Annotated in this window: 23 protein-coding genes; 20 read left to right on the forward strand and 3 right to left on the reverse strand. The window is 47.7% G+C overall.

From position 1 onward, the window contains the following. Positions 1 to 62: 62 nt before the first annotated feature. From mnmE to glmU, 16 genes are all read left to right on the forward strand, one after another. A complete protein-coding gene (gene mnmE / locus G7083_RS06125) occupies positions 63 to 1424 on the forward strand; it encodes a tRNA uridine-5-carboxymethylaminomethyl(34) synthesis GTPase MnmE (RefSeq protein ID WP_166013999.1) in 1362 nt (453 codons plus the stop codon). A 9-nt stretch (positions 1425 to 1433) separates the two neighbouring features. After that, entirely contained in the window at positions 1434 to 1868 is a 435-nt protein-coding gene (mioC, locus tag G7083_RS06130) for an FMN-binding protein MioC (protein WP_166014000.1), read from the forward strand. 484 nt (positions 1869 to 2352) lie between these two features. Continuing rightward, complete coding sequence (gene mnmG, locus G7083_RS06135) at positions 2353 to 4248, forward strand: tRNA uridine-5-carboxymethylaminomethyl(34) synthesis enzyme MnmG (protein WP_166014001.1); 1896 nt, start codon at positions 2353 to 2355, stop codon at positions 4246 to 4248. Then, the gene (rsmG, locus tag G7083_RS06140) at positions 4248 to 4880 is read left to right on the forward strand and encodes a 16S rRNA (guanine(527)-N(7))-methyltransferase RsmG (RefSeq protein WP_166014002.1); all 633 of its coding nucleotides are present in this window, start codon (positions 4248 to 4250) and stop codon (positions 4878 to 4880) included. The genes mnmG and rsmG overlap by 1 nt, the downstream gene beginning before the upstream one ends. A gap of 14 nt (positions 4881 to 4894) precedes the next feature. Then, the gene (locus G7083_RS06145; protein WP_166014003.1) at positions 4895 to 5668 is read left to right on the forward strand and encodes a ParA family protein; all 774 of its coding nucleotides are present in this window, start codon (positions 4895 to 4897) and stop codon (positions 5666 to 5668) included. Positions 5669 to 5691: 23 nt separating this feature from the next. After that, a complete protein-coding gene (locus G7083_RS06150; protein WP_166014004.1) occupies positions 5692 to 6573 on the forward strand; it encodes a ParB/RepB/Spo0J family partition protein in 882 nt (293 codons plus the stop codon). 189 nt (positions 6574 to 6762) lie between these two features. Next, positions 6763 to 7152 (forward strand): F0F1 ATP synthase subunit I, encoded by a 390-nt coding sequence (locus tag G7083_RS06155; protein WP_166014005.1) that lies wholly within the window; start codon positions 6763 to 6765, stop codon positions 7150 to 7152. An 8-nt stretch (positions 7153 to 7160) separates the two neighbouring features. Then, complete coding sequence (atpB, locus tag G7083_RS06160) at positions 7161 to 7973, forward strand: F0F1 ATP synthase subunit A (RefSeq protein WP_166014006.1); 813 nt, start codon at positions 7161 to 7163, stop codon at positions 7971 to 7973. Positions 7974 to 8012: 39 nt separating this feature from the next. Continuing rightward, on the forward strand, positions 8013 to 8270 hold the full coding sequence (gene atpE / locus G7083_RS06165) for a F0F1 ATP synthase subunit C (RefSeq protein WP_000450922.1): 258 nt from the start codon (positions 8013 to 8015) through the stop codon (positions 8268 to 8270). Positions 8271 to 8343: 73 nt separating this feature from the next. After that, positions 8344 to 8814 (forward strand): F0F1 ATP synthase subunit B, encoded by a 471-nt coding sequence (atpF, locus tag G7083_RS06170; protein WP_166014007.1) that lies wholly within the window; start codon positions 8344 to 8346, stop codon positions 8812 to 8814. 12 nt (positions 8815 to 8826) lie between these two features. Further along, a complete protein-coding gene (gene atpH / locus G7083_RS06175) occupies positions 8827 to 9360 on the forward strand; it encodes a F0F1 ATP synthase subunit delta (protein WP_166014008.1) in 534 nt (177 codons plus the stop codon). 13 nt (positions 9361 to 9373) lie between these two features. Further along, entirely contained in the window at positions 9374 to 10915 is a 1542-nt protein-coding gene (atpA, locus tag G7083_RS06180; RefSeq protein ID WP_166014009.1) for a F0F1 ATP synthase subunit alpha, read from the forward strand. A gap of 49 nt (positions 10916 to 10964) precedes the next feature. Then, entirely contained in the window at positions 10965 to 11831 is an 867-nt protein-coding gene (gene atpG / locus G7083_RS06185; RefSeq protein WP_166014010.1) for a F0F1 ATP synthase subunit gamma, read from the forward strand. A gap of 34 nt (positions 11832 to 11865) precedes the next feature. Beyond that, positions 11866 to 13269, forward strand: a complete 1404-nt coding sequence (gene atpD / locus G7083_RS06190) for a F0F1 ATP synthase subunit beta (RefSeq protein WP_166014011.1) — start codon at positions 11866 to 11868, stop codon at positions 13267 to 13269. A gap of 18 nt (positions 13270 to 13287) precedes the next feature. Then, positions 13288 to 13710 carry a F0F1 ATP synthase subunit epsilon gene (locus G7083_RS06195; RefSeq protein WP_166014012.1) on the forward strand — a complete coding sequence of 141 codons (423 nt, stop codon included), beginning with the start codon at positions 13288 to 13290 and terminating at the stop codon, positions 13708 to 13710. A gap of 240 nt (positions 13711 to 13950) precedes the next feature. Next, positions 13951 to 15309 (forward strand): bifunctional UDP-N-acetylglucosamine diphosphorylase/glucosamine-1-phosphate N-acetyltransferase GlmU, encoded by a 1359-nt coding sequence (gene glmU, locus G7083_RS06200; protein WP_166014013.1) that lies wholly within the window; start codon positions 13951 to 13953, stop codon positions 15307 to 15309. A 163-nt stretch (positions 15310 to 15472) separates the two neighbouring features. On the opposite strand, the gene punC is transcribed toward glmU, so the two are convergent. After that, a complete protein-coding gene (gene punC / locus G7083_RS06205; protein ID WP_166014014.1) occupies positions 15473 to 16666 on the reverse strand; it encodes a purine nucleoside transporter PunC in 1194 nt (397 codons plus the stop codon). Between the two features lie 156 nt (positions 16667 to 16822). On the opposite strand from punC, the gene punR reads away from it, so the two are divergent. Then, on the forward strand, positions 16823 to 17728 hold the full coding sequence (punR, locus tag G7083_RS06210; RefSeq protein WP_166014015.1) for a DNA-binding transcriptional activator PunR: 906 nt from the start codon (positions 16823 to 16825) through the stop codon (positions 17726 to 17728). A gap of 97 nt (positions 17729 to 17825) precedes the next feature. Here punR and fadA read toward each other — a convergent pair whose 3' ends face one another. Both fadA and fadB read right to left on the reverse strand, forming a co-directional pair. Further along, positions 17826 to 18989, reverse strand: coding sequence for an acetyl-CoA C-acyltransferase FadA (gene fadA, locus G7083_RS06215; RefSeq protein WP_166014016.1), 1164 nt, complete (start codon positions 18987 to 18989; stop codon positions 17826 to 17828). A gap of 97 nt (positions 18990 to 19086) precedes the next feature. After that, positions 19087 to 21312: a fatty acid oxidation complex subunit alpha FadB gene (gene fadB / locus G7083_RS06220; RefSeq protein ID WP_166014017.1), complete on the reverse strand. Its 2226-nt coding sequence runs from the start codon at positions 21310 to 21312 to the stop codon at positions 19087 to 19089. A 205-nt stretch (positions 21313 to 21517) separates the two neighbouring features. Here fadB and G7083_RS06225 point away from each other — a divergent pair, with 205 nt between their 5' ends. The 3 genes from G7083_RS06225 to hemG are packed head-to-tail and all read left to right on the forward strand — an operon-like array spanning position 21518 to position 24211. Then, positions 21518 to 22141: a YigZ family protein gene (locus G7083_RS06225; RefSeq protein ID WP_166014018.1), complete on the forward strand. Its 624-nt coding sequence runs from the start codon at positions 21518 to 21520 to the stop codon at positions 22139 to 22141. A 51-nt stretch (positions 22142 to 22192) separates the two neighbouring features. After that, positions 22193 to 23650 carry a TrkH family potassium uptake protein gene (locus G7083_RS06230; RefSeq protein WP_166014019.1) on the forward strand — a complete coding sequence of 486 codons (1458 nt, stop codon included), beginning with the start codon at positions 22193 to 22195 and terminating at the stop codon, positions 23648 to 23650. Between the two features lie 36 nt (positions 23651 to 23686). Continuing rightward, on the forward strand, positions 23687 to 24211 hold the full coding sequence (gene hemG / locus G7083_RS06235) for a menaquinone-dependent protoporphyrinogen IX dehydrogenase (protein WP_166014020.1): 525 nt from the start codon (positions 23687 to 23689) through the stop codon (positions 24209 to 24211). Positions 24212 to 24479: the final 268 nt, after the last annotated feature.

Consider the following 24479-nt stretch of genomic DNA (forward strand, 5'->3'; position numbering starts at 1 on the left):
GGTCGCCTTTTTGTTGAGCGCTGATTACAATAACGCTAATTCACTCCGGTTTAGGTAACACTATGACAACAGATACCATTGTCGCGCAAGCTACGGCCCCCGGCCGTGGTGGGGTCGGCATTATCCGTGTATCAGGCCCACTGGCAGCCCACGTAGCACAAACCGTAACTGGGCGCACCCTGCGCCCGCGTTACGCCGAATACTTACCATTTATAGATCAGCATGCTCAGCAGATCGATCAGGGCATCGCACTCTTTTTCCCAAACCCTCATTCGTTTACTGGTGAAGACGTATTGGAACTGCAAGGTCATGGCGGACCTGTGGTGATGGATATGCTGATCCGACGGATTTTGCAGATTAATGGGGTGCGTCCAGCCCGACCTGGAGAATTCTCCGAGCGCGCTTTCCTTAACGATAAACTGGATTTAACCCAAGCCGAAGCGATTGCAGACTTGATTGATGCCAGCTCAGAGCAAGCCGCAAAATCCGCGCTGCAATCGCTACAAGGTGAGTTTTCCAAACGGATCCATAAGCTGGTTGAATCACTGATCCATTTACGAATTTATGTTGAAGCCGCTATCGACTTCCCTGAGGAAGAGATCGATTTTCTCGCCGATGGTAAAGTTTCCGCCGATCTACAAACCATCATCGATAACTTGGCTGCTGTTCGTCGTGAAGCAAATCAAGGGGCGATTATGCGCGAAGGCATGAAGGTGGTGATTGCCGGTCGCCCGAATGCCGGTAAATCCAGCCTACTCAACGCGCTGTCAGGTAAGGAATCCGCTATCGTCACCGATATTGCCGGAACCACCCGCGATGTGCTGCGTGAACATATCCATATTGATGGAATGCCACTGCACATTATCGACACGGCTGGACTACGCGATGCGGCGGATGCGGTAGAAAAAATTGGTATTGAACGTGCTTGGCAAGAAATCCAACAAGCTGATCGCGTACTGTTTATGGTCGATGGCACGACCACACAAGCAAGTACTCCCGAAGATATTTGGCCAGAGTTTGTCGATAAGCTACCGGAGAATATTGGCATCACCGTGATCCGTAATAAAGCCGATCAAACCGGTGAACCACTTGGGATCTGCCATGTCAATCAACCGACCTTGATCCGTCTATCCGCCAAAACCGGTCAGGGCGTGGATGCGCTACGCGAACACCTCAAACAGTGCATGGGCTTTGCGGGTAACCAAGAAGGCGGCTTTATGGCACGTCGTCGCCATCTTGATGCTCTTGAACGCGCCGCTGAGCATTTAGAGATTGGCCAACAACAATTAGAAGGCTTTATGGCGGGTGAGATACTGGCTGAAGAGCTACGAATCACCCAACAGCACCTCAATGAGATTACCGGCGAGTTCAGTTCTGATGATCTACTGGGGCGCATTTTTTCATCATTCTGTATTGGTAAATAGAGTAACGCTATGATTCATATCATTACCGGTAGCACCCTAGGCGGTGCGGAATATGTGGGTGACCACCTCAGTGATCTTTTACAACAACAGGGATTTGAAACGCAAATTCATAATCAGCCAAGCTTGAATAATATCCCTACCACAGGCACTTGGCTGCTGATAACCTCAACTCATGGTGCCGGGGCATACCCCGATAATATTCAGCCATTTATTCAAGCATTGCAGGATACCCCACCGAATACCGCTGCCCTGCGCTATGCCGTGGTAGCGATTGGTGACTCCAGCTATGATACCTTCTGTGCTGCCGGTAAACATGCTTACCAACTACTGAGTGACATTGGTGCGAAGCCCCTAGCCAACTGCTTTAGTATCGATATTCAACAGCACTCAGTACCAGAAGATGCTGCTGAGGCTTGGCTCAAGCGGGTGATCAATCGTTTTTAAACCATCAATATTCGATCATGAGCGGCGAAAGCCGCTCTTTTTTTTAGCTGCTATTGATGTTCTGTGGATAACAGCGCAATCTAAAAATGGTTGAATTGCTGATATTTCATCCAAAAATATTGTGGATAAATCTATTATTATCCTGTGATATTCCTATAGTTATCCATATAACAACTTAATCACCCCCAAGGCACTGTGCATAACTAATCATTTTGATCCCAGCTAATCCTTGAGTAGATCAATGCTTGATCACACGATATGATCCTTTCAATCTGAATGATCTTGTTGATCATTTTTCACTTATCCACAAAGATCCTCTTGCTTAATAATAGATCTAATAAAAAGATCTCTATAAAGATCTTTATATATATTAATTAGCAATCAGGATTGGAAAAAATGGGAAAGCGATTTTCTAGCCACACGAAAGAGGTTAGAATACGTCTCTTTTGCTAACCCTAGTTTCAATGAATACCTGAGGTCGTTCATGCTTTATCACGAAACATTTGATGTCATCGTCGTTGGTGGCGGTCACGCAGGAACGGAAGCCGCTCTCGCTGCAGCACGTACAGGACAACGTACATTATTGCTGACCCATAATATTGATACTTTAGGCCAAATGTCCTGTAATCCAGCGATCGGCGGGATCGGCAAAGGACATTTAGTCAAAGAAGTCGATGCGATGGGCGGTTTGATGGCACAAGCCATCGATCACGCAGGTATTCAATTTCGTACCTTAAACGCTTCTAAAGGTCCCGCGGTACGCGCAACACGCGCACAAGCAGATCGCGCACTTTATAAAGCGTATGTACGTAATGTGTTAGAAAACACTCCGAATCTCACCCTATTCCAACAAGCGGTGGATGATGTGATCGTTGAACAAGATCATATCCGCGGCGTAGTGACGCAAATGGGTCTTAAGTTCCATGCCAAAGCGGTGGTATTAACCGTTGGAACTTTCTTAGGTGGTAAGATCCACATTGGTCTTGAAAATTATGCGGGAGGTCGAGCTGGGGATCCTGCCTCGATCACTTTGGCACATCGTTTGCGCGAACTGCCATTGCGGATCGATCGTTTAAAAACTGGCACCCCACCACGAATTGATGCCAACAGTGTCGACTTTTCTGTGTTAGAGGCACAACACGGTGATAACCCAACGCCGGTATTTTCCTTTATCGGCCAACGTGAGCAGCACCCACGGCAAATCCCTTGTTATATCACCCATACCAATGAACGCACCCATGATGTGATCCGTGCCAACCTTGATCGTAGCCCAATGTACGCTGGGATCATCGAAGGGATCGGTCCTCGTTACTGTCCGTCAATTGAAGATAAAGTGATGCGTTTTGCCGATAAAAACAGTCACCAGATCTTTATTGAGCCAGAAGGATTAAGCACCAGTGAGTTGTACCCGAATGGGATTTCCACCAGCTTGCCCTTTGATGTACAAGTGCAAATTGTCCGCTCAATGAAAGGTTTTGAGAATGCACACATTGTGCGTCCGGGTTATGCAATTGAATACGATTTCTTTGACCCACGTGATTTAAAACAGACCTATGAAAGCAAATTTATTCATGGTTTGTTCTTTGCGGGGCAAATCAATGGCACCACAGGTTATGAAGAAGCGGCCGCGCAAGGCTTAATGGCTGGCCTCAATGCCAGTTTGTACAGTCAAGACAAAGAGGGCTGGAGCCCACGTCGTGATCAAGCTTATATGGGGGTATTGATTGACGACCTCTCGACCATTGGCACTAAAGAGCCGTACCGCATGTTCACTTCGCGTGCCGAATATCGTTTGCTGCTGCGTGAAGATAACGCCGATCTGCGTTTGACCGAAAAAGCCCGTGAGTTAGGCTTGGTAGATGATCAACGTTGGGCGCGTTTTAATCAAAAAGTTGAACAGATGGCACAAGAACGTCAACGTTTACAACAAACTTGGATCAATCCCACTTCGGTTGGCGTAGAGCAGCTTAATGCGCTATTGAAAACCCCAATCTCACGTGAAGCCAGTGGTGAAGATTTATTGCGCCGCCCTGAGATGAATTATGATCTGCTCACCACGCTGACCGCTTTTAGTCCTGCGTTGCAAGATGCTGAAGCGGCAGAACAGGTTGAAATTCAAGTCAAATATGAGGGTTACATCCAGCGTCAGCAGGATGAAATTGAAAAATCACAGCGCCATGAACACACTAAATTGCCCGTCGATTTGGATTATCAACAAGTGAAAGGGTTATCGAACGAAGTGGTGCTCAAACTCAATACGGCTAAACCGGAAACCATCGGAATTGCTTCGCGGATCTCCGGTGTTACGCCTGCAGCGATTTCGATTTTATTGGTACACCTGAAAAAGCATGGTCTACTGAAAAAGGGAGACGCGGCGTAATGAATCAATTACGAATCAAACTCGATGCTTTGATCGCCCAAACCGATTTATTGGTGACAGAACCGCAGCGTGAACAGTTGGTCGGTTACGTACAACTGCTTGATAAATGGAATAAAGCTTATAATCTGACTTCTGTTCGTGATCCGATTGAAATGTTGGTAAAACATATTCTCGATAGTTTGGCGGTCAGTCCACATCTGGTTGGTGAGCGTTTTATTGACGTGGGTACCGGCCCTGGATTGCCAGGGATCCCACTGGCGATCATGCATCCAGACAAACAGTTTGTGTTACTGGATAGTCTTGGTAAACGGATCCGTTTTCTTAAACAGGTGATCCATGAGTTAAAGATCAGCAATGTGCTGCCAGTGCAGAGTCGAGTCGAAGAGTTTGATCCTGAGCAAGGCTTTGATGGAGTATTAAGTCGAGCTTTTGCCTCGATGACCGATATGGTTAATTGGTGCCAACATTTACCTAAATCGGGTGGTGGTTTGTTTCTGGCGTTGAAAGGAGTGCGGCCGGATGATGAAATTACCCAGCTTCCCGAGTGGTGTTGTGTGATCGATATCAAAGCTTTGCACGTTCCTGAGTTAGAAGGTGAGCGTCATCTTGTAATCTTAGCGCGCAAGGAATAACAGCGAGGCATACCGTGGGTAAAATCGTAGCAATCGCCAATCAAAAAGGCGGAGTAGGGAAAACGACAACGTGTATCAATCTAGCGGCGTCAATGGCAGCCACCAAACGCAAAGTGTTGGTGGTGGATCTTGACCCACAAGGCAATGCCACTATGGCCAGCGGGGTTGACAAGTATCAAGTTGAATCCACGGCCTATGAGCTGTTAGTCGAAGATGCCCCTTTTGAGCAAGTGGTGTGTCATAAAACCACCGGCCATTATGATTTGATTGCCGCCAATGGTGATGTGACTGCCGCTGAAATCAAGTTGATGGAAGTGTTCGCCCGCGAGGTGCGCTTAAAAAATGCACTTTCTGCAGTGCGTGATAACTATGATTTCATCTTTATTGATTGTCCGCCGTCTTTAAACCTCCTTACAATTAACGCAATGGCAGCTGCTGATTCGGTGCTGGTTCCTATGCAGTGTGAGTATTTCGCACTGGAAGGCTTAACCGCGTTAATGGATACCATCAGCAAACTCGCCGCGGTAGTGAACGATAACCTCAAAATTGAAGGTATCTTGCGTACTATGTACGACCCGCGTAATCGACTCGCCAATGAAGTCTCCGATCAACTGAAAAAGCACTTTGGTAGCAAAGTCTATCGTACGGTTATTCCACGTAACGTTCGTTTGGCTGAAGCGCCAAGCCATGGCAAACCGGCGATGTATTATGATAAGCAATCGGCGGGGGCCAAAGCTTATCTGGCTTTGGCAGGTGAAATGTTACGTCGTGAAGAAGTGCCCGCATAACACAACAATAGGAATCGGTTTGGATGACGAAACGTGGTTTAGGAAAAGGGTTGGATGCACTACTGGCTACCAGTTCATTGGCGCGAGAAAAGCAGCACACGGCTTCAATCAGCCAGTCAATGTCGAATGAAGGTGAGTTGGCCGATCTCTCCGTGGCTAATTTGCAACCCGGTGTCTACCAACCGCGTAAAGATCTTTCCCCACAAGCACTGGAAGAGTTAGCCGCCTCGATTCAATCGCAAGGGATCATTCAACCGATCGTGGTGCGTCAATTAGTCTCTGGTGGCTATGAAATTATTGCTGGTGAACGACGTTGGCGTGCGGCTAAGCAGGCAGGGTTAAAACAAGTGCCTTGTTTGATTAAACAAGTTGATGATCGCGCCGCGATCGCGATGGCTTTGATTGAAAATATTCAGCGCGAAGATCTCAATGTGATGGAAGAGGCGCAAGCTTTAGAGCGTTTACAGCACGAGTTTAGTCTGACTCATCAACAAGTGGCGGAAGTGATTGGTAAATCTCGCACTACCGTCACCAATTTATTGCGCTTGAATCAGCTAAGTGATGAGGTCAAGCAGTTGTTGGCCAACAAGCAATTGGAAATGGGTCATGCCCGTGCGCTACTGATGCTCAGTGGCGATCAACAAGGTGAAATTGCCCATGCGGTGGCAAAGAAACAGTTGAGTGTTCGTCAAACTGAACAGCTGGTCAAAAAATGTTTAGCGGATCCTGTTGTCGTAAAAAATGGCGTAGAGGATTTAGAAATACAACAATTGTCACAAAATTTAAGTAAGAAATTAGCCGCAAAAGTCTCTATAGTGAGATCTGTGAACGGTAAATCTAAAGTGACAATCAGTTTTGATGAACCTCATCAATTGCAGTTACTAATTAGTAAGCTACAGAATTAAGTTGAGATAATTGATATTTATCAATTATGCAAAACCCCGTTGTTTACGTGAAAGTTGTCGGATTGTATGCATAATTGTAACTGTTGGCGGTGTGTTGATTGCTGGCAGTTACTGCAGTCGTATAATTTTCGCCGATTTCTCAGTTCTAGAGGTCGTTTGAACTGGGGGAATTACTTGAGGTAAGAATACATGGTAGCTGTGCTAGCAAGGCAAGGACGAGAGCTTGCAAAGCGATTGTTGTTGATCCAGTTAAGTGCAGTTATGGTTATGGCAATCGTATTTGCAGTGGTTGTTAATGGTGCTTGGGGGCTTTCTGCGTTAGTGGGTGGCGGTATTTTTGTCGTTGCCAATGCCGTTTTTGCGTATTGTGCTTTTCTGTTTGCAGGAGCGCGAGCGTTAAAAATGGTCGCCATTTCGTTTTATACCGGCGAAGCGCTGAAAATTTTGATCACCATAGTGCTGTTTTCGGTTGTCTACGTGTATATGCAGTTGGAACTTGTTCCACTGAAGCTAACCTATTTGCTGGCTCTAGGGATTAATATCTGTGCGCCAGTGCTATTCATTAACAACAAAAAATAGGATGAGTTATGGCTGCGCCAGGTGAAGCGCTCACATCTTCCAGTTATATCACTCACCACCTAACTAACCTTTCAACCTATAAGTTTGGGTTAGTGGCGGAAGAGTCGAGTTTCTGGAATGTACACATTGATAGCCTGTTCTTCTCTGTTTTGACTGGACTGATATTCCTTGGAATATTTCGTGCAGTAGCCAGAAAAGCGACAACGGGTGTTCCGGGTAAGCTGCAGTGTGCGGTTGAGATGGTGGTAGAGTTCGTTGATAAAAACGTCAAAGATACTTTCCATGGTCGCAATCCACTGATAGCGCCTTTGGCACTGACTATCTTTTGTTGGGTATTTTTAATGAACTTGATGGACTTAGTACCCATCGATTTCTTACCTTACCCAGCAGAGCATTGGCTTGGTATCCCTTACCTAAAAGTGGTACCTTCTGCTGATGTGAATATCACTATGGCTATGGCTCTAGGCGTATTTGCTCTGATGATTTACTACAGCATCAAAGTAAAAGGCTTGGGCGGGTTTGCAAAAGAGTTAGCACTACATCCGTTTAATCACTGGATCATGATCCCATTCAACCTACTGATTGAAGTTGTTTCGCTACTAGCGAAGCCTCTATCACTTGGTATGCGTCTGTTTGGTAACATGTTTGCCGGTGAAGTGGTGTTTATTCTTTGTGCAGCTATGCTGCCATGGTACTTGCAATGGATGGGATCCCTACCTTGGGCTATCTTCCATATCTTGGTTATTTTGATCCAATCGTTTGTATTTATGATGTTGACCATCGTGTACATGTCGATGGCTCATGAAGATAACGATCATTAATTGAAATTGTAATACCCATTGAATCTTTGGAGAAATTAGATGGAAACTGTATTGAGCTTCTCTGCAATCGCTGTAGCTATTATTGTTGGTCTATGTGCGGTTGGTACTGCGATTGGCTTTGCTGTATTGGGCGGAAAGTTTTTGGAAGGCGCTGCGCGTCAACCTGAAATGGCTCCGATGCTGCAAGTTAAGATGTTTATCATCGCAGGTCTGCTGGACGCGGTTCCAATGATCGGTATCGTAATTGCTCTGCTATTCACATTCGCAAACCCATTTGTTGGTCAGCTAGCTGGTTAATCAAGCCTTGTCCTGATAAATCGTTTCGATTTGTCGTTGATTAACACTAAGTCCATTTTAGGGGGTAGCTGTTGTGAATATGAACGCAACTCTGCTAGGTCAAGCTCTTGCCTTTGGTATGTTTGTCTGGTTCTGCATGAAATATGTCTGGCCACCGATCATCAAAGCGATTGAAGATCGTCAGAAGAAAATTGCTGATGGTCTGCAAGCCGCTGAGCGAGCAAAGAAAGATCTAGATCTAGCACAAGCCAATGCTTCTGATCAGTTAAAAGAAGCAAAACGCACAGCAACTGAGCTCATTGAGCAAGCGAATAAACGTAAAGCACAAATCATTGATGAAGCTCGTGGGGAAGCTCAGGCTGAACGCCAGAAAATCCTTACTCAAGCTGAAGCAGAGATTGAAGCTGAGCGTAACCGTGCTCGTGATGAGCTGCGTAAGCAGGTTGCAACTCTGGCAATTGCTGGTGCGGAGAAAATTCTTGAACGTGCCATCGATAAAGAGGCGCACCAAGATATTCTCGACAACATTACTGCAAAACTTTAATGGAGGGGGCTCATGTCTGATTTGACTACAATCGCACGCCCCTACGCTAAAGCAGCCTTTGATTTTGCGGTGGAAAAACAGCAGCTGAGCCATTGGGATCAGATGCTGGCTTTCGCCGCTGAAGTCGCAAAAAACGCACAAATGCACGAACTGTTAACCAGTTCCGGATCGGCCACCAAGTTGGCGGAGATGTTTATTGCAGTTTGTGGCGAACAGCTTGATGACCATGGTCAAAACCTGATTAAGGTAATGGCAGAAAATGGACGTCTGTTGGCGATTCCTGCGCTTTATGAGCATTTTTTGGTGCTAAAGCAGGAATATGAGAAACAAGTGGATGTGGATGTGATTTCCGCCACCGAACTCAGTGAACAACAGCGTTCAGATATTGGCAGCAAGCTTGAGCAGCGTTTAGAGCGCAAAGTTCAGCTGAATTGCAGTGTAGATGAGACTCTGCTTGGCGGAGTTATTATTCGAGCCGGAGACTTAGTCATCGATAACTCAGCACGCGGACGTTTGAAGCGTCTGAGCGATGCATTGCAGTCTTGATGGGGATTGGAGCATGCAACTTAATTCCACGGAAATTAGCGATCTGATCAAACAACGTATTGAATCTTTCCACGTTGTGAGTGAAGCGCGTAACGAAGGTACTATCGTGTCAGTTAGCGATGGTATCATTCGTATTCACGGCCTTGCGGATGTTATGCAAGGTGAAATGATTGAATTACCAGGCAGCCGTTATGCACTGGCACTTAACCTTGAACGTGATTCGGTTGGTGCGGTGGTGATGGGGCCATACGCTGATCTGCGTGAAGGTATGAAAGTCACGGGTACTGGCCGTATTTTGGAAGTGCCAGTCGGTCCAGAACTGCTCGGTCGAGTCGTGAACACCCTTGGTGAACCGATTGATGGTAAAGGCCCACTAGGTGCCAGCTTGACTTCACCAGTGGAAGTGATCGCACCGGGTGTTATCGATCGTAAGTCGGTCGATCAACCAGTACAGACGGGTTATAAATCCGTCGACTCGATGATCCCAATCGGCCGTGGCCAGCGTGAGCTGATCATCGGTGACCGCCAAACCGGTAAAACCGCGTTGGCGATTGATGCGATCATCAACCAGAAAGATTCGGGTATTTACTCAATCTATGTCGCGATCGGCCAGAAAGCATCAACCATTGCCAACGTGGTGCGTAAACTGGAAGAGCACGGCGCACTGAAAAACACCATTGTCGTGGTGGCTTCCGCGTCGGAATCCGCGGCACTGCAATACCTGGCACCTTACTCAGGTTGTGCGATGGGTGAATATTTCCGCGATCGCGGTGAAGATGCACTGATTGTCTACGATGACCTGTCTAAACAAGCGGTCGCTTACCGTCAAATTTCACTGTTGCTGCGTCGCCCACCAGGCCGCGAAGCTTTCCCTGGCGACGTATTCTACCTCCACTCTCGTCTACTCGAGCGTGCTGCTCGTGTCAACGAAGCTTATGTAGAGCGTTTCACCAATGGCGAAGTGAAAGGTAAGACCGGTTCGCTGACTGCGTTACCGATTATCGAAACTCAAGCAGGTGACGTATCGGCTTTCGTACCAACCAACGTAATTTCGATTACCGATGGTCAGATCTTCCTACAAACAGAGCTATTCAACTCGGGCGTACGTCCAGCGGTTGACCCTGGTATCTCTGTTTCGCGGGTTGGTGGTGCAGCGCAAACTAAGATCATTAAGAAACTGTCTGGTGGTATTCGTACTGCTCTGGCGGCTTATCGCGAACTAGCGGCATTTGCTCAGTTCTCTTCTGATTTGGATGAAGCGACCAAGCGTCAGCTGACTCATGGTCAGAAAGTGACTGAACTGATGAAGCAGAAACAGTACGCGCCAATGTCTGTATTTGATCAGGCGCTGGTGATCTTTGCCGCTGAACGTGGCTATCTCACCGATGTTGAGCTAAATAAAGTGCTCGATTTCGAAGCAGCTCTACTATCGTATGCTCGTGCTCATTACGCTGAATTGGCAGCGCAAATTGACAAGACAGGTGCTTATAACGACGACATCGAAGCTCAGTTAAAGCAACTGGTTGACGATTTCAAAGCAACCCAAACTTGGTAATGAGGTCGGTGGCAGTGTTAGCACTGCCACCAACTAATGGAGAGTAACGATGGCCGGCGCAAAAGAGATACGTACTAAAATCGGGAGTGTAAAAAGCACTCAGAAGATTACCAAAGCGATGGAGATGGTGGCTGCTTCAAAAATGCGTCGTTCACAGGACGCCATGGAGTCATCACGCCCCTACGCGCAAACGATACGTAAAGTGATCGGTCATGTCGCCAGCGCAAGTCTAGAGTATCGTCATCCGTATCTAGAAGAGCGCGAAGCGAAGCGAGTGGGTTACATCATTATTTCGACAGATCGTGGCTTGTGTGGTGGCTTGAATATTAACTTATTCAAGAAAGCCATTACCAATATGCAAGACTGGAAAGAAAAGGGTGTTGAGATTGAGCTAGCGATTATCGGCTCAAAAGCGACTGCCTTTTTCAACAATAGTGGCGCTAAAGTCGCTGCACAGGTTTCTGGCTTAGGCGATAGCCCAAGTTTGGAAGATCTGATTGGTTCGGTCGGCGTGATGCTGAAGAAATACGATAAAGGGGAATTAGATCGCCTTTATCTGGTGTTCAATCAGTTTGTGAACACCATGGTGCAACAACCCAAGATCGATCAATTGCTACCTTTGCCAAAATCGGACAGCGCAGAGATGCAGCGCGATCACATGTGGGATTACATCTACGAACCAGAACCTAAGCCTCTATTAGATGCGCTGTTACTGCGCTTTATTGAGTCTCAGGTTTATCAAGGGGTAGTAGAAAATCTGGCGTGTGAGCAAGCCGCCCGAATGGTGGCAATGAAAGCTGCTACCGATAACGCGAGCAACCTGATTGATGATTTACAACTTGTGTATAACAAAGCCCGTCAGGCGGCGATTACACAAGAATTGACGGAAATCGTAGGCGGCGCGGCTGCGGTTTAAGCTTAGGTAAAACTAACAGTTTAGAGGATTAACGATGGCTACAGGTAAGATCGTACAGATCATCGGTGCAGTAGTCGACGTAGAGTTCCCACAGAGCGAAGTACCTAGTGTTTATGATGCTCTGAATGTTGTGGATTCCAACGAACGTCTGGTTCTGGAAGTTCAACAGCAATTAGGCGGTGGCGTGATTCGCGCTATCGTGATGGGTAGCTCGGATGGTTTACGTCGTGGAATGACAGTACAAAACACTGGCGCTCCAATTTCAGTACCAGTAGGTACTAAAACCCTAGGTCGTATCATGAACGTGCTTGGTGATGCGATTGACGAACGTGGCGAGATTGGTGCAGAAGAGGTGTATTCAATTCACCGTCCTGCGCCAAGCTATGAAGAGCAGTCAAGTGCTACCGAACTTTTGGAAACTGGGGTTAAGGTTATCGACCTGATCTGTCCGTTTGCGAAAGGCGGTAAAATTGGTCTGTTTGGTGGTGCAGGTGTTGGTAAAACCGTCAACATGATGGAGCTTATCAACAACATCGCACTGCAACACTCTGGTTTGTCGGTATTTGCAGGGGTTGGTGAGCGTACTCGTGAGGGTAACGACTTCTACCATGAAATGCAGGAAGCCGGTGTAGTTAACATTGAGCAACCAGAGCTGTCAAAAGTAGCGATGGTGTATGGTCAGATGAACGAGCCACCAGGCAACCGTCTACGCGTGGCGTTGACCGGTTTGACCATGGCAGAACGCTTCCGTGATGAAGGCCGTGACGTACTGCTGTTTATTGACAACATCTACCGTTATACCCTAGCGGGAACCGAAGTTTCGGCTCTGCTTGGCCGTATGCCTTCCGCGGTGGGTTATCAGCCAACGCTGGCGGAAGAGATGGGTGTGCTGCAAGAACGTATCACCTCAACCAATAAAGGTTCGATCACGTCAGTACAAGCGGTATACGTACCTGCGGATGACTTGACTGACCCATCACCGGCCACCACGTTTGCGCACTTAGATGCCACCGTAGTTCTGAACCGTAACATCGCTGCTATGGGTCTATACCCAGCGATCGACCCATTGGATTCGACTTCACGTCAATTGGATCCATTAGTGGTTGGTCAAGAGCACTACGATGTAGCGCGTGGCGTGCAAGCCACTCTGCAGCGTTATAAAGAGCTGAAAGACATCATCGCGATTCTGGGTATGGACGAACTGTCTGAAGCGGACAAGCAAGTTGTTGCTCGTGCGCGTAAGATTGAGCGTTTCTTAACTCAGCCTTATCACGTAGCAGAAGTCTTCACCGGTGCACCGGGTATGTATGTATCCCTAAAAGAAACCTTACGTGGTTTCAAAGGGTTGCTGGCGGGTGACTACGATGACATTCCAGAGCAAGCGTTTATGTACTGCGGTACTATCGACGATGCGATTGAGAATGCGAAGAAGCTATAAGGCTGACTAGGAGGCGATATGGCAGCAATAACCTTTCATCTGGACGTGGTAAGCGCAGAGAAAAAATTGTTCTCTGGCTTAGTGGAAACGTTTCAGGTGACCGGTAGCGAAGGTGAGCTGGGTATTTTCCACGGCCATGCACCGCTGCTGACCGCTATCACGCCTGGAATGGTGCGTATTGTGAAAATGCACGGCCACGAAGAGTACATTTATGTCTCGGGTGGTATCGTTGAAGTTCAGCCAGGCACAGCAACTGTGTTGGCTGACACGGCAATTCGTGGAGAAGACCTAGACGCAGCTAAGGCTGAAGAAGCCAAACGTCGTGCGGAAGAGCGAATTCTTAACCAGCATGGCGATATGGACTTTGCACAAGCGGCCAGTGAACTGGCTAAAGCCATCGCGCAGCTTCGTGTGATTGAATTGACCAAAAAGCGTCGTTAATCATGCAGATAAGCTGATCAAAAGCCTGACGGATGTCAGGCTTTTTTGTTGCGATTAAATCATATCTCACCCATAACAACCGGTTGCTATCGAATTATTGAGTGATAGATCATTAATGTAGGCACTGCTGAATAAAAATGATCACTCTTCTTATTTTCGAGATAGCCACCAATTAACTATTTTCGATTTGCTGTTTAAAATACAACGCAGAACAATAATTAGGTACTAGGTAAACGACACATGAAATTCAGTACGGTAATTCTCGCAGCAGGCAAAGGAACGCGTATGCATTCGAATATGCCGAAGGTGCTGCATACCTTAGCGGGTAAACCCATGGTTAAACATGTGATTGATGCATGTAATAACCTCGGTGCGCAAAATATCCATTTGGTGTATGGCCACGCTGGTGACCAGATGCAGCAAGCCTTGGCTAGTGAAAACGTGAACTGGGTTTTGCAAGCCCAGCAATTGGGCACCGGCCATGCAGTTGATCAAGCGTCGGCCCATTTTCACGATGATGAAAAAATTCTGATCCTGTACGGCGATGTACCACTGATTTCTGAAGAAACTATAGAAAGTTTACTCGAAGCACAACCGAATGATGGTATTGCGCTGCTGACCGTAGTGCTGGATGACCCAACCGGTTATGGGCGTATCGTGCGTAAACGTGGCCCCGTGGTGGCGATTGTTGAGCAAAAAGATGCCAGTGAAGAGCAAAAATTGATCAAAGAAGTCAATACCGGGGTATTGGTGGCGACTGGGCGTGATTTAAAACGTTGGCTGGCTGGTTTAAACAATAACAATGCACAGGGTGAATACTATCTCACTGATGTGATTGCGGCCGCGCATAGTGAAGGTCGGGCAGTGGAAGCGGTTAATCCAGCACATTCGATTGAAGTGGAAGGGGTTAATGATCGTATCCAGTTAGCTCGTTTAGAGCGTGCATTCCAAGCGCGCCAAGCCAAAAAACTGCTCGAACAAGGGGTGATGCTGCGTGATCCGGCTCGTTTTGATCTGCGCGGTACCTTGCAATGTGGCTATGATGTTGAAATTGATGTCAATGTGATCATCGAGGGCAATGTTTCGATCGGTAATAATGTGCTGATTGGCGCAGGTTCAGTGCTGAAAGATTGTGAGATTGACGATAACACGGTGATCCGCCCATACAGTGTGATTGAAGGTGCTACGGTCGGCGAAGATTGCACCGTTGGGCCTTTTACTCGTCTGCGCCCGGGTGCTGAGCTACGTAATAACGCGCATGTGGGCAACTTTGTCGAAATGAAAAATGCCCGCCTCGGGGAAGGTTCCAAAGCCAATCACCTGAGCTATCTTGGTGATGCGGAGATTGGTACTGGGGTTAATGTTGGTGCCGGCGTGATCACCTGTAACTACGATGGTGTGAATAAACATAAAACTGTGATTGGTGATAATGTGTTTGTTGGCTCCGATAGCCAATTGATTGCACCGGTCACCATTGGTCATGGGGCAACCATTGGTGCGGGTACTACCCTAACCAAAAATGTGGCCGAGGGTGAATTGGTCATCACTCGTGCTGCTGAGCGTAAAATTGCCGATTGGCAGCGTCCACTGAAAAAATAATCTCTCGCTGAAAAATAATCTCTCACTGAAAAATAGTGTTTCGCTTGATCAGCGAATGGGATGCACCATAAAGCTAGAGCCGCGAATGCGGCTCTAGCTCTTTTTCACCATTGTTATCCCTACCAGCTGGTAAAGTCACACTCGATGGCTATAGGGAGAGGGATTAGTGGTGACTCACATGGTTCTCCACCGTGAATGACCCAGTCGGCTCGCCATGAGCCATTTTATAACCGAACCATAATCCCGCCGTGCATAGCACAATCGCAATCCCAGTGACGGGTTGCGCTTGACTCGCCAGCGCAGCCACTAACGCACTGGATAAACTGCTGATACTGATCTGTAAGCTATTTTGTAATCCTGCCGCGGTAGCTGGGCTGTGTTTGGCACTGGAAAGAGCGCGGTTAACTACGATCGGATACAGCGCACCGTTGGCGACGGCAATCAAGCAAAAGGGTGCCAGAATTGGCCAAATAGAGCTGAGTTGCCATTGTGATGCAACCAAAATCATCGTCGCGGAGAGGGTAAACAAAGCCATCAGTAGTTTGAGTATCAAGCCATCACCATATCGGTTAACCGCTTTTTTACCTAAGTAGCCTCCCGTCATAAAGGCGATGGTTTGTGGAACGAAGCTTAGGCCAATATCACGCGCTTGATAACCAAGCTGGGTCATAATTTCTGGCATGCCAGTTAGGTAAGCGAAAAAGGCCGCAGAAGCACAAGCAAACATCATTACATTGCCAAGATAGACTTTGCTGTGCAGTAAGCCTTTAATATCTTGGGCGATCGAAGTGGTTTTCGGTTCAGCAACTTGATTGGTTTGCAAGCCAGTACTGACCACCAACACTATGCCCATTAAGGCTAAGCTGAAAAAAATACTCGGCCAACCCAAGTGATCGCTAAGCAATACGCCAAGTTGTGGTGCGAGAGCAGGAGAGAGCGCCACTAACGGCATAATCGTGGCAAACACTTGTTGGCTCACCGAGCTAGAATAGCGCTTGATCACCATCGCTTGCCAGATCACCGCCGGGGCGCACACCCCAATCGCTTGGATAAAACGCAGCAGTAATAGTTGCCACACTGAGGTGCTGAATGCGAGACCTGTAGAGGCAAGCGTAAACAGCAACAGACCGGCCAATAGCGTATTACGATGGCCAAATTTATCACTGGCCAATCCCCACATCAGTTGGCCTAATGCCATTCCGACCAAAAACACGGTTAAAGAGAGCGCAATTTGCTCAGGTCCAGTGCTTAGCGCAACTTCCATCACTTTAAACGCGGGTAAATACATATCAGTAGCGATAAAACCGAGCATCGACAGCGCGGCGAGATACACTAATTGCCAGAAAGAGACGTTCATTTTTTTATCCATCAAAACTATTCACACATAAATTTTTCAAGATCCATTCGCCTGAGCTAGGATTTTGCTGTGCTTACATTCTATTTTTGTCTGGCTATGAAGAGAAACGGCAATTTTTTCGGTTATCATGCAAAAAATTTGATAGGTAGGTGAGTGATGTTTTCTAAATCCTCTTTAGAGCTATTGGATGTGGTGGCACGCTTAGGCAGTTTTACTGCTGCGGCAGAAGTGCTGCACAAAGTGCCGTCAGCCATCAGTTATAGCGTACGCCAAATTGAGCGTGAACTTGGTGTGATGCTGTTTCGTCGCTTGCCGCGTAAAGTGGAGCTGACCCCCGCAGGTGAGCTATTTATGCTTGAAGCAAGACAATTGCTGCGCCAGATGGAAGATATCCGAGCACAAACCAAACGGGCTGCGCATGGTTGGCGTAAGACCTTGAAAGTAACTCTCGATAATGTGGTCAAGCTGGATAAGATGAAGCCAATGGTGGAAGCTTTTTACCAAACCTTTGACTTTGCTGAGTTGCAGATCAACATGGAAGTGTTTAATGGCTCGTGGGAAGCGATTGCACAGGGGCGTGCTGATATTGTGATTGGTGCAACGGCCGCGGTGCCGGTCGGCGGAGATTTTGAAGTACGCGATATGGGTATACTGGATTGGGCATTTGTGATGTCCCCACAGCATCCTTGTGTGCAACAGCAAAATTTTAGCCAAGAATTTATTAGCCAGTTTTTGGCGATCTGCCTCGACGATACCTCAAGCGTGTTACCTAAACGGCATACTGAGCACTATCCTAAGCAGCGACGTTTACTGTTGCCTAATTGGCATAGCGCAACCGAAAGTTTAAAAAATGGCTTGGGAGTCGGCTATATGCCAAGACATATGGCCCAGCCACTGTTGGCGAGTGGTGAGTTGGTTGAGCATGTGTTGCCCGAGCCGGCACAATTGAGCCACTGCTGTTTGGTCTGGCGTAAAGATGAGCATCATAAATTGATTGAGTGGATGGTGAATTATTTGGGCAGTAGTGAACAACTGTATCGCGATTGGCTACAAGCCCAATAACAGCGCTGGCTCTATCGAGTATTGAGCGCTGTTTTAGTGGCCAGCCTCTACACCAACTGGCCACCAAGCGCTCGTGTGAGTGAGATTCAGCATTGACTTATGGACGCTCAAAAATGGTCGCGATCCCCTGACCTAAACCAATACACATTGTCGCAAGGCCATATTTAGCCTGTTTGGCTTCCATGATATTGATCAAGGTGGTGGTGATGCGAGCACCCGAGCACCCGAGTGGATGGCCAAGCGCGATCGCGCCTCCATTGAGATTGACCTTTTGATCCAGATCTGCGAGCAAATCCAAATCATGGATGCAAGGTAGAGCCTGAGCCGCAAAAGCTTCGTTGAGCTCAACCACCTCAATCTGTTGCATGGTTAAGCCGGCCCGCTTGAGGGCTTTATGGGTGGCAGGGACAGGACCATAACCCATGAGCGAGGGATCGCAACCGGCTATCGCCATGGCTTTAATCCGGGCGCGAATAGTTAAGCCGAGAGCGTGGGCTTTTTGCTCACTCATGATCAACAAACAGGCTGCTCCATCAGAAAGTGCCGAGCTACTTCCCGCGGTAACGGTGCCAGCGGCGGGATCGAATGCGGGTTTAAGTGCGGCTAATTTTGCCAACGTGGTATCGGAGCGGATCACCTCATCGTGGTCGAGCATAAACAGCGTTCCATCGCTAGTGTGCCCTTGGGTCGGTAAGATTTCGTGGTCAAAGTGCCCAGCCATGCTGGCCGCGTAAGCACGCGCATGTGAGCGTGCCGCAAACTGATCTTGCTGCTCACGACTGATACCATGCAATTTTCCGAGTAGTTCGGCGGTTAATCCCATCATGGCGGAGGCTTTTGCAATGCGTTTACCGATCGCTGGGTGGAAGTTTACCCCGTGAGTCATCGGCAGATGTCCCATATGTTCGACGCCACCGACTAAACAAATTTCGGCATCACCCACCATAATTGCCCGTGCCGCATCGTGCAGCGCTTGCATTGATGATCCACATAAACGATTTACGGTCACCGCGCCAATTTCAATCGGTAATCCAGCCAGCAGTGCGGCATTACGTGCCACATTGAAGCCTTGTTCAAGGGTTTGCTGAACACAGCCCCAATAAATATCTTCGATTTCAATAGGGTTAACCGATGGGTTGCGCGCCAGAATTCCTTGCATTAAATGGGCACTGAGATCTTCGGCGCGTTGGTGGCGAAACGCGCCACCTTTAGAGCGCCCCATCGGAGTTCGCAAACAATCAACAATCACGACCGTATTCATGGTGTTACTCCTGTTCTAAACCGATATCCCCTTCCTACTTGAAGCTGCAGCAGTGTTGGCGATGTTCGTTCACCCCAATCACATAGTTTGCCTATGCTCATGGGGACTCACTCACTTGCCGCCTACCTGCAACTCCAAGTTGTTTGGGTATAGATAGCGTGCCGATGGGCGATGAGTGATAGAAATATTCCCCCTGTTTGGCCATTACGCTAAGTCGTGCTGGCACATGATAGAGCGGACCAAGGTGCGCGTATTGCTGTGCCATGGTGACATAATTGGCGATGCCTAACTGATCGAGATAACGCAATACTCCCCCCCGAAATGCAGGGAAACCGAGTCCGTAAACTAATGCCATATCGGCTTCCGCCGCTGAGGCAATAATCTCTTGCTCAAGGCATATCACCACTTCGTTAATCATCGGGATCATGGTGCGTTCAATGATGGTTGGTGGATCAAAGTGCTGTGCCGCACCGCACACTGAAGCCAAAATGGTAAGTACATCAGTATCGAAAGTTTTTGTCGGTTTACCTTTATCATCGGCGGTATAGTGATAGAAGCCGCGGCCACTCTTCTGGCCTAATCGCTGTGCTTGGTATAGAGCGTCAATCACATCGGGGGCTAGTTTGGCCATTCGGGCAGGCAAGCCTTGTGCCATCACTCCTTGTGCATGATGCGCGGTGTCAATTCCAACCACGTCGAGTAGATAGGCCGGTCCCATTGGCCAGCCAAATTGTTGTTCCATGACGTGGTCGATGGCAGTAAAACTCGCGCCATCGCGCATCAGCAGGCTAAAGCCCGCCAAGTATGCAAATAGCACGCGATTAACGAAAAATCCTGGTCCATCATTGACCACGATCGGTGATTTCCCCATTTTGGTGGCATAAGCCACCATACGGTGGATCGTATCTGGTGAGGTGTGCTCTCCTCGAATGATTTCGACTAACGGCATGCGGTGTACAGGGTTAAAAAAGTGCATACCGCAAAAGTTATCCGGCCGCTGCAATGATTTAGCCAGCCAATTAATCGGAATAGTCGAGGTGTTAGAGGCTAAAATAGCGTTGTGTTTGAGGTAAGTTTCGACCTCACTGAGCAGCGCCGCCTTGACTTGGCGATTTTCTACTACCGCTTCAATCACCACCTCTGCTTGTTCAATGCCGGCATAGTGTAACGATGGAGTAATTTCAGCGAGAATTTGCGTGACTTTGAAACTGTCTAATTTGCCATGTGCTAACTGTTTATTCAGTAATTTGGCTGCTTCAGTCATCGCTTGTTTTAAACGGGTTGGAGAGAGGTCTTTAATAAAAACGGGTACGCCGCTAAAGGCTGACTGATAGGCAATCCCTCCCCCCATTATACCTGCACCGATGACGGCAGCATGGTGGGTTGGTTGGCTAGCCGCAGTGCTGGATTGTTTGGCGAGCCCTTTAATATATTGATCATTAAGAAAAATGCCGACCAGCGCTTCGGCTTGGCTCGATTTTGCAAGCTGGATAAAGTGCTTACGCTCGATGTCGAGCGCGGCTTGCCGAGATAAACTTGCCGCTTGTTCAATCGCATTGATGGCCGTCATCGGAGCGGGGTAATGTTGGCCTGCGACCTGAGCGACTATCCCTTTGGCAGTGGTAAAACACATCAGTGCTTCGAGTCTGCTTAGGGTGAGTGGCGCGATTTTTTGTTGGCGGCGTTGTTGCCAGTCCAATTTTCCGCTGAATGCTTGAGTCAATATTGCGATCGCACTGGCGATCAGTTGATCACTCTCGACAATCGCATCCAACAATCCGAGTTGTAGCGCTTGCTCGGCTGGGCAGGTTTTGCCTTGAGTAATGATTTCTAATGCCGTGTCGGCGCCCAGTAAACGAGGTAAACGAACCGAACCACCAAATCCAGGCATGATGCCGAGTTTGGTTTCCGGTAAGCCGATGTTGGTAGTGTGATCGCCAATGCGAAAATCAGTGGCGAGCACACACTCACAGCCACCACCAAGCGCGTGACCTTTTAATACCGCAATAGTTGGGAACGGTAAGTCTTCCAGTTTGTTAAAAATGCTATTGGCAAACTGCAACCATTGGTCTAAATCGCTTTCTGGCTTAGCAAACATACTGAGAAATTCGCCAATGTCCGCCCCGACGATAAAAGCTGGCTTATCAGAGCTTAAGATTAGACCTTTGATGCTGGGATCAGCGGCCAACGCATCGAGTGCCGCATCAAGAGATTGAATGGTGTGCTGATCCAGCTTGTTGACTGAAGCTGGAGCGCAAAAGCACAGCTCGGCAAGGCCATTCGCCAGTGGTTTTACCTGTAGATTTTTTGCTTGGTAAATCATGGTCTATCTCCGTGACATGCAATCAGTGATTGAAACAACGATGATATTTTGAATATGCAGATTTGACGGGTGACCTAAGTTTGGACACGATATCGGTCAAATTCAACACGGATTGCAAACAACCGGTTAACAAGTGGCGTGGGCTAATTCGAGCTTGTGGCAAGCCTGTGTTACACTCAGCCAGTTTTTGTGGAGACGCTAAGTTATGAAGCTCGATCCTTACCGTATTCCCATCGCTTCGGTACAATTTGAAGAAGAGATTAAGAAGAGCTTGTTTGTCACTACGTTAGCCCATACGCCAGACAGCCCCAGTGCGAAAGCTTTTATTGAGCAGATTAAGCAACGCCATATTGGTGCCCGTCATCATTGTTGGGCTTTTGTGGCTGGGCGCCCTGAAAACTCGATGTTATGGGGATTTAGTGATGATGGTGAGCCCTCCGGTACCGCAGGCAAACCGATGCTGGCTCAACTGACCGGTTCTCAGATCGGTGAAATCTGTGCGGTGGTGACCCGTTATTATGGCGGTGTTTTACTGGGCACGGGTGGATTGGTGAAAGCTTATGGTGGTGGGGTGCAGCAAGCGCTGAAACAACTGCAAACCATTGAGAAAAAAATCACCACCCAATTAAGCCTGACGTTAGACTACCCGATGATCCCACTGATGCAGGCGCTGTTGATGGAGTTCTCTGCGCAACAGATCGCTGGCGATTATGGCCAACAGGTACATTGGGTGGTCGAGCTAGAAGTGTTACAAGTCGCCACTTTTTGTCAGGCGGTGATCAATAAAAGCAGCGCTAAGGTTATTATTGAACACTTAGATAATGATTAATCTGCCCATCACTGGGCTTTAAATACCCTAAATCGGAATATCGCCACCGTCATGCAGTTTCGTTCAATTATTCGTATTGTTGGGCTTTTGCTCGCCCTGTTTAGTATCTCGATGTTGGCACCCGCGCTGGTGGCGTTAATTTATCGCGATGGTGCCGGCGTACCATTTATCTCGACCTTTTTTGTGTTGTTGTTGTGTGGCGCACTATTTTGGTTTCCTAATCGACGTCATAAACATGAACTGAAAGCGCGTGACGGTTTTTTGATTGTCGTCCTGTTCTGGACGGTTATCGGTAGTGCGGGCTCATTACCATTTCTACTTTCCGATAATCCGGGTGTTTCGGTGACGGATGCTTTTTTTGAGTCCTTTTCGGCTTTAACCACCACTGGTGCCACCGTGATTGTTGGGTTAGATGAACTCCCCAAAGCGATTTTGTTCTATCGCCAATTTTTGCAATGGTTTGGTGGTATGGGGATTATTGTACTGGCGGTGGCGATTTTGCCAGTCTTAGGGATTGGTGGCATGCAGTTGTATCGTGCCGAAATTCCAGGCCCAGTTAAAGACACCAAAGTGACCCCGCGCATTGCCGAAACGGCCAAAGCGCTTTGGTATATCTATTTAAGCCTAACTATTGCATGTGCTGGCGCATTTTGGATGGCCGGCATGACCTTGTTTGATGCCATTTGCCATAGTTTTTCCACCATCGCGATCGGTGGCTTTTCAACGCATGATGCCAGCATGGGCTATTTTGACAGCTACGCGATTAACCTGATCACTGTGGTGTTTTTGCTGATTTCATCATGTAACTTTACCCTGCACTATGCAGCGTTTGCGACCGGTGGTGTACACCCTAAATACTACTGGCGCGATCCTGAGTTTCGCGCTTTTATGGTAATTCAAATCTTACTGTTTATGGTTTGTTTTTTGATTCTGTTTAAACATCATACTTATGACAGCTTTTATCAAGCTTTTGACCAAGCACTATTCCAAACGGTATCAATATCGACCACGGCCGGATTTACCACCACTGGATTTGCCGATTGGCCACTGTTCCTACCGGTGCTATTGCTCTTCTCTGCTTTTATTGGCGGCTGTGCCGGCTCGACAGGAGGCGGCATGAAAGTGATTAGAATACTGCTACTCACCTTGCAAGGCGCGCGGGAGATGAAACGCTTGGTGCATCCGCGAGCCATCTACTCCATCAAATTAGGTGGTCTAGCACTTTCACAGCGCGTGGTTGATGCGGTGTGGGGATTTTTTTCGGCCTATGCATTAGTGTTTGTGGTGTGCATGCTGGCCTTGATTGCGACCGGAATGGATGAATTGAGCGCGTTTTCCGCGGTAGCGGCTACGCTGAATAACTTGGGACCAGGTCTTGGTGAAGTTGCAGTACACTTTGCTGATATCAATGACCACGCTAAGTGGATTTTGATTGTTTCTATGCTGTTTGGTCGGCTAGAGATTTTCACGTTATTGATTTTGTTCACCCCCACATTCTGGCGTAACTGATCATAACTATAAATAGCAGCAGCTTAGGAGGAATGGGTGAGAGCGTTATTACTGTATTCAAGCCAAGAAGGGCAAACGCGTAAAATTATCCAACGTATCGCCGCACAGATGCCAGAATATACTTGTGAGGTGCAAGACTTACATCAAAGCATCGATATTGACTGGGCGGAATACGACAAAGTACTGATTGGGGCGTCAATTCGCTATGGTCGACTTAATCCCGCCTTGTACCGTTTTATTGAGCATCACCTAGTGGGATTGACCAGCCGCAAAGCCGCCTTCTTTTGTGTCAATTTAACCGCTAGAAAAGAACAGCAAGGAAAAGATACTCCACAGGGCAGTGCCTATATCCAAACTTTTCTGAAAAAGTCGGCTTGGCAGCCAGAGCGAATCGCAGTATTTGCTGGCGCGCTTTATTATCCACGTTACCGCTGGTTCGATAAAATGATGATCCGCCTGATCATGACCTTAACTGGCGGCGAGACCGATACGAGTCAAGAAGTCGAGTATACCAACTGGGATAAAGTCGTTAAATTTGCTGAACAATTCCGCAATTGGTAGCAAAAACCATCATTTCTGGGGTTTGCTGATGGCTTTTTCATCAAACAGTCAAAAGGAAGGAAAAAAAGCACAAAAAACACTTGCCAGTGTGAAGCAGATCTCTATAATGCGCCCTCACTGACACGGCAGGCGCCGCAAGGCTTTCGGGCCAGTCAGCTAGGCAAATGCTTCGATGCAAAAAGATGAAAAAAAGTGTTTGACACTGACCATTATCTCGCTAGAATGCACAGCTCTCTTCGGTAAGAAAGCCGAAGCAAAACGCTCTTTA

This window comes from Vibrio sp. HDW18 (genome assembly GCF_011306175.1).
Taxonomy (GTDB): Bacteria; Pseudomonadota; Gammaproteobacteria; order Enterobacterales; family Vibrionaceae; genus Vibrio; species Vibrio chanodichtyis.

Coding starts and splice junctions, on each gene's coding strand:
- mioC (WP_166014000.1), top strand. CDS start 1,434: ATGATTCATATCATTACCGGTAGCACCCTAGGCGGTGCGGAATATGTG.
- atpE (WP_000450922.1), top strand. CDS start 8,013: ATGGAAACTGTATTGAGCTTCTCTGCAATCGCTGTAGCTATTATTGTT.
- punC (WP_166014014.1), bottom strand. CDS start 16,666: ATGAACGTCTCTTTCTGGCAATTAGTGTATCTCGCCGCGCTGTCGATG.
- G7083_RS06230 (WP_166014019.1), top strand. CDS start 22,193: ATGCAGTTTCGTTCAATTATTCGTATTGTTGGGCTTTTGCTCGCCCTG.
- atpA (WP_166014009.1), top strand. CDS start 9,374: ATGCAACTTAATTCCACGGAAATTAGCGATCTGATCAAACAACGTATT.
- punR (WP_166014015.1), top strand. CDS start 16,823: ATGTTTTCTAAATCCTCTTTAGAGCTATTGGATGTGGTGGCACGCTTA.
- atpH (WP_166014008.1), top strand. CDS start 8,827: ATGTCTGATTTGACTACAATCGCACGCCCCTACGCTAAAGCAGCCTTT.
- G7083_RS06225 (WP_166014018.1), top strand. CDS start 21,518: ATGAAGCTCGATCCTTACCGTATTCCCATCGCTTCGGTACAATTTGAA.
- glmU (WP_166014013.1), top strand. CDS start 13,951: ATGAAATTCAGTACGGTAATTCTCGCAGCAGGCAAAGGAACGCGTATG.
- fadA (WP_166014016.1), bottom strand. CDS start 18,989: ATGAATACGGTCGTGATTGTTGATTGTTTGCGAACTCCGATGGGGCGC.
- mnmG (WP_166014001.1), top strand. CDS start 2,353: ATGCTTTATCACGAAACATTTGATGTCATCGTCGTTGGTGGCGGTCAC.
- G7083_RS06195 (WP_166014012.1), top strand. CDS start 13,288: ATGGCAGCAATAACCTTTCATCTGGACGTGGTAAGCGCAGAGAAAAAA.
- fadB (WP_166014017.1), bottom strand. CDS start 21,312: ATGATTTACCAAGCAAAAAATCTACAGGTAAAACCACTGGCGAATGGC.
- mnmE (WP_166013999.1), top strand. CDS start 63: ATGACAACAGATACCATTGTCGCGCAAGCTACGGCCCCCGGCCGTGGT.
- rsmG (WP_166014002.1), top strand. CDS start 4,248: ATGAATCAATTACGAATCAAACTCGATGCTTTGATCGCCCAAACCGAT.
- atpG (WP_166014010.1), top strand. CDS start 10,965: ATGGCCGGCGCAAAAGAGATACGTACTAAAATCGGGAGTGTAAAAAGC.
- G7083_RS06150 (WP_166014004.1), top strand. CDS start 5,692: ATGACGAAACGTGGTTTAGGAAAAGGGTTGGATGCACTACTGGCTACC.
- atpD (WP_166014011.1), top strand. CDS start 11,866: ATGGCTACAGGTAAGATCGTACAGATCATCGGTGCAGTAGTCGACGTA.
- G7083_RS06155 (WP_166014005.1), top strand. CDS start 6,763: ATGGTAGCTGTGCTAGCAAGGCAAGGACGAGAGCTTGCAAAGCGATTG.
- atpB (WP_166014006.1), top strand. CDS start 7,161: ATGGCTGCGCCAGGTGAAGCGCTCACATCTTCCAGTTATATCACTCAC.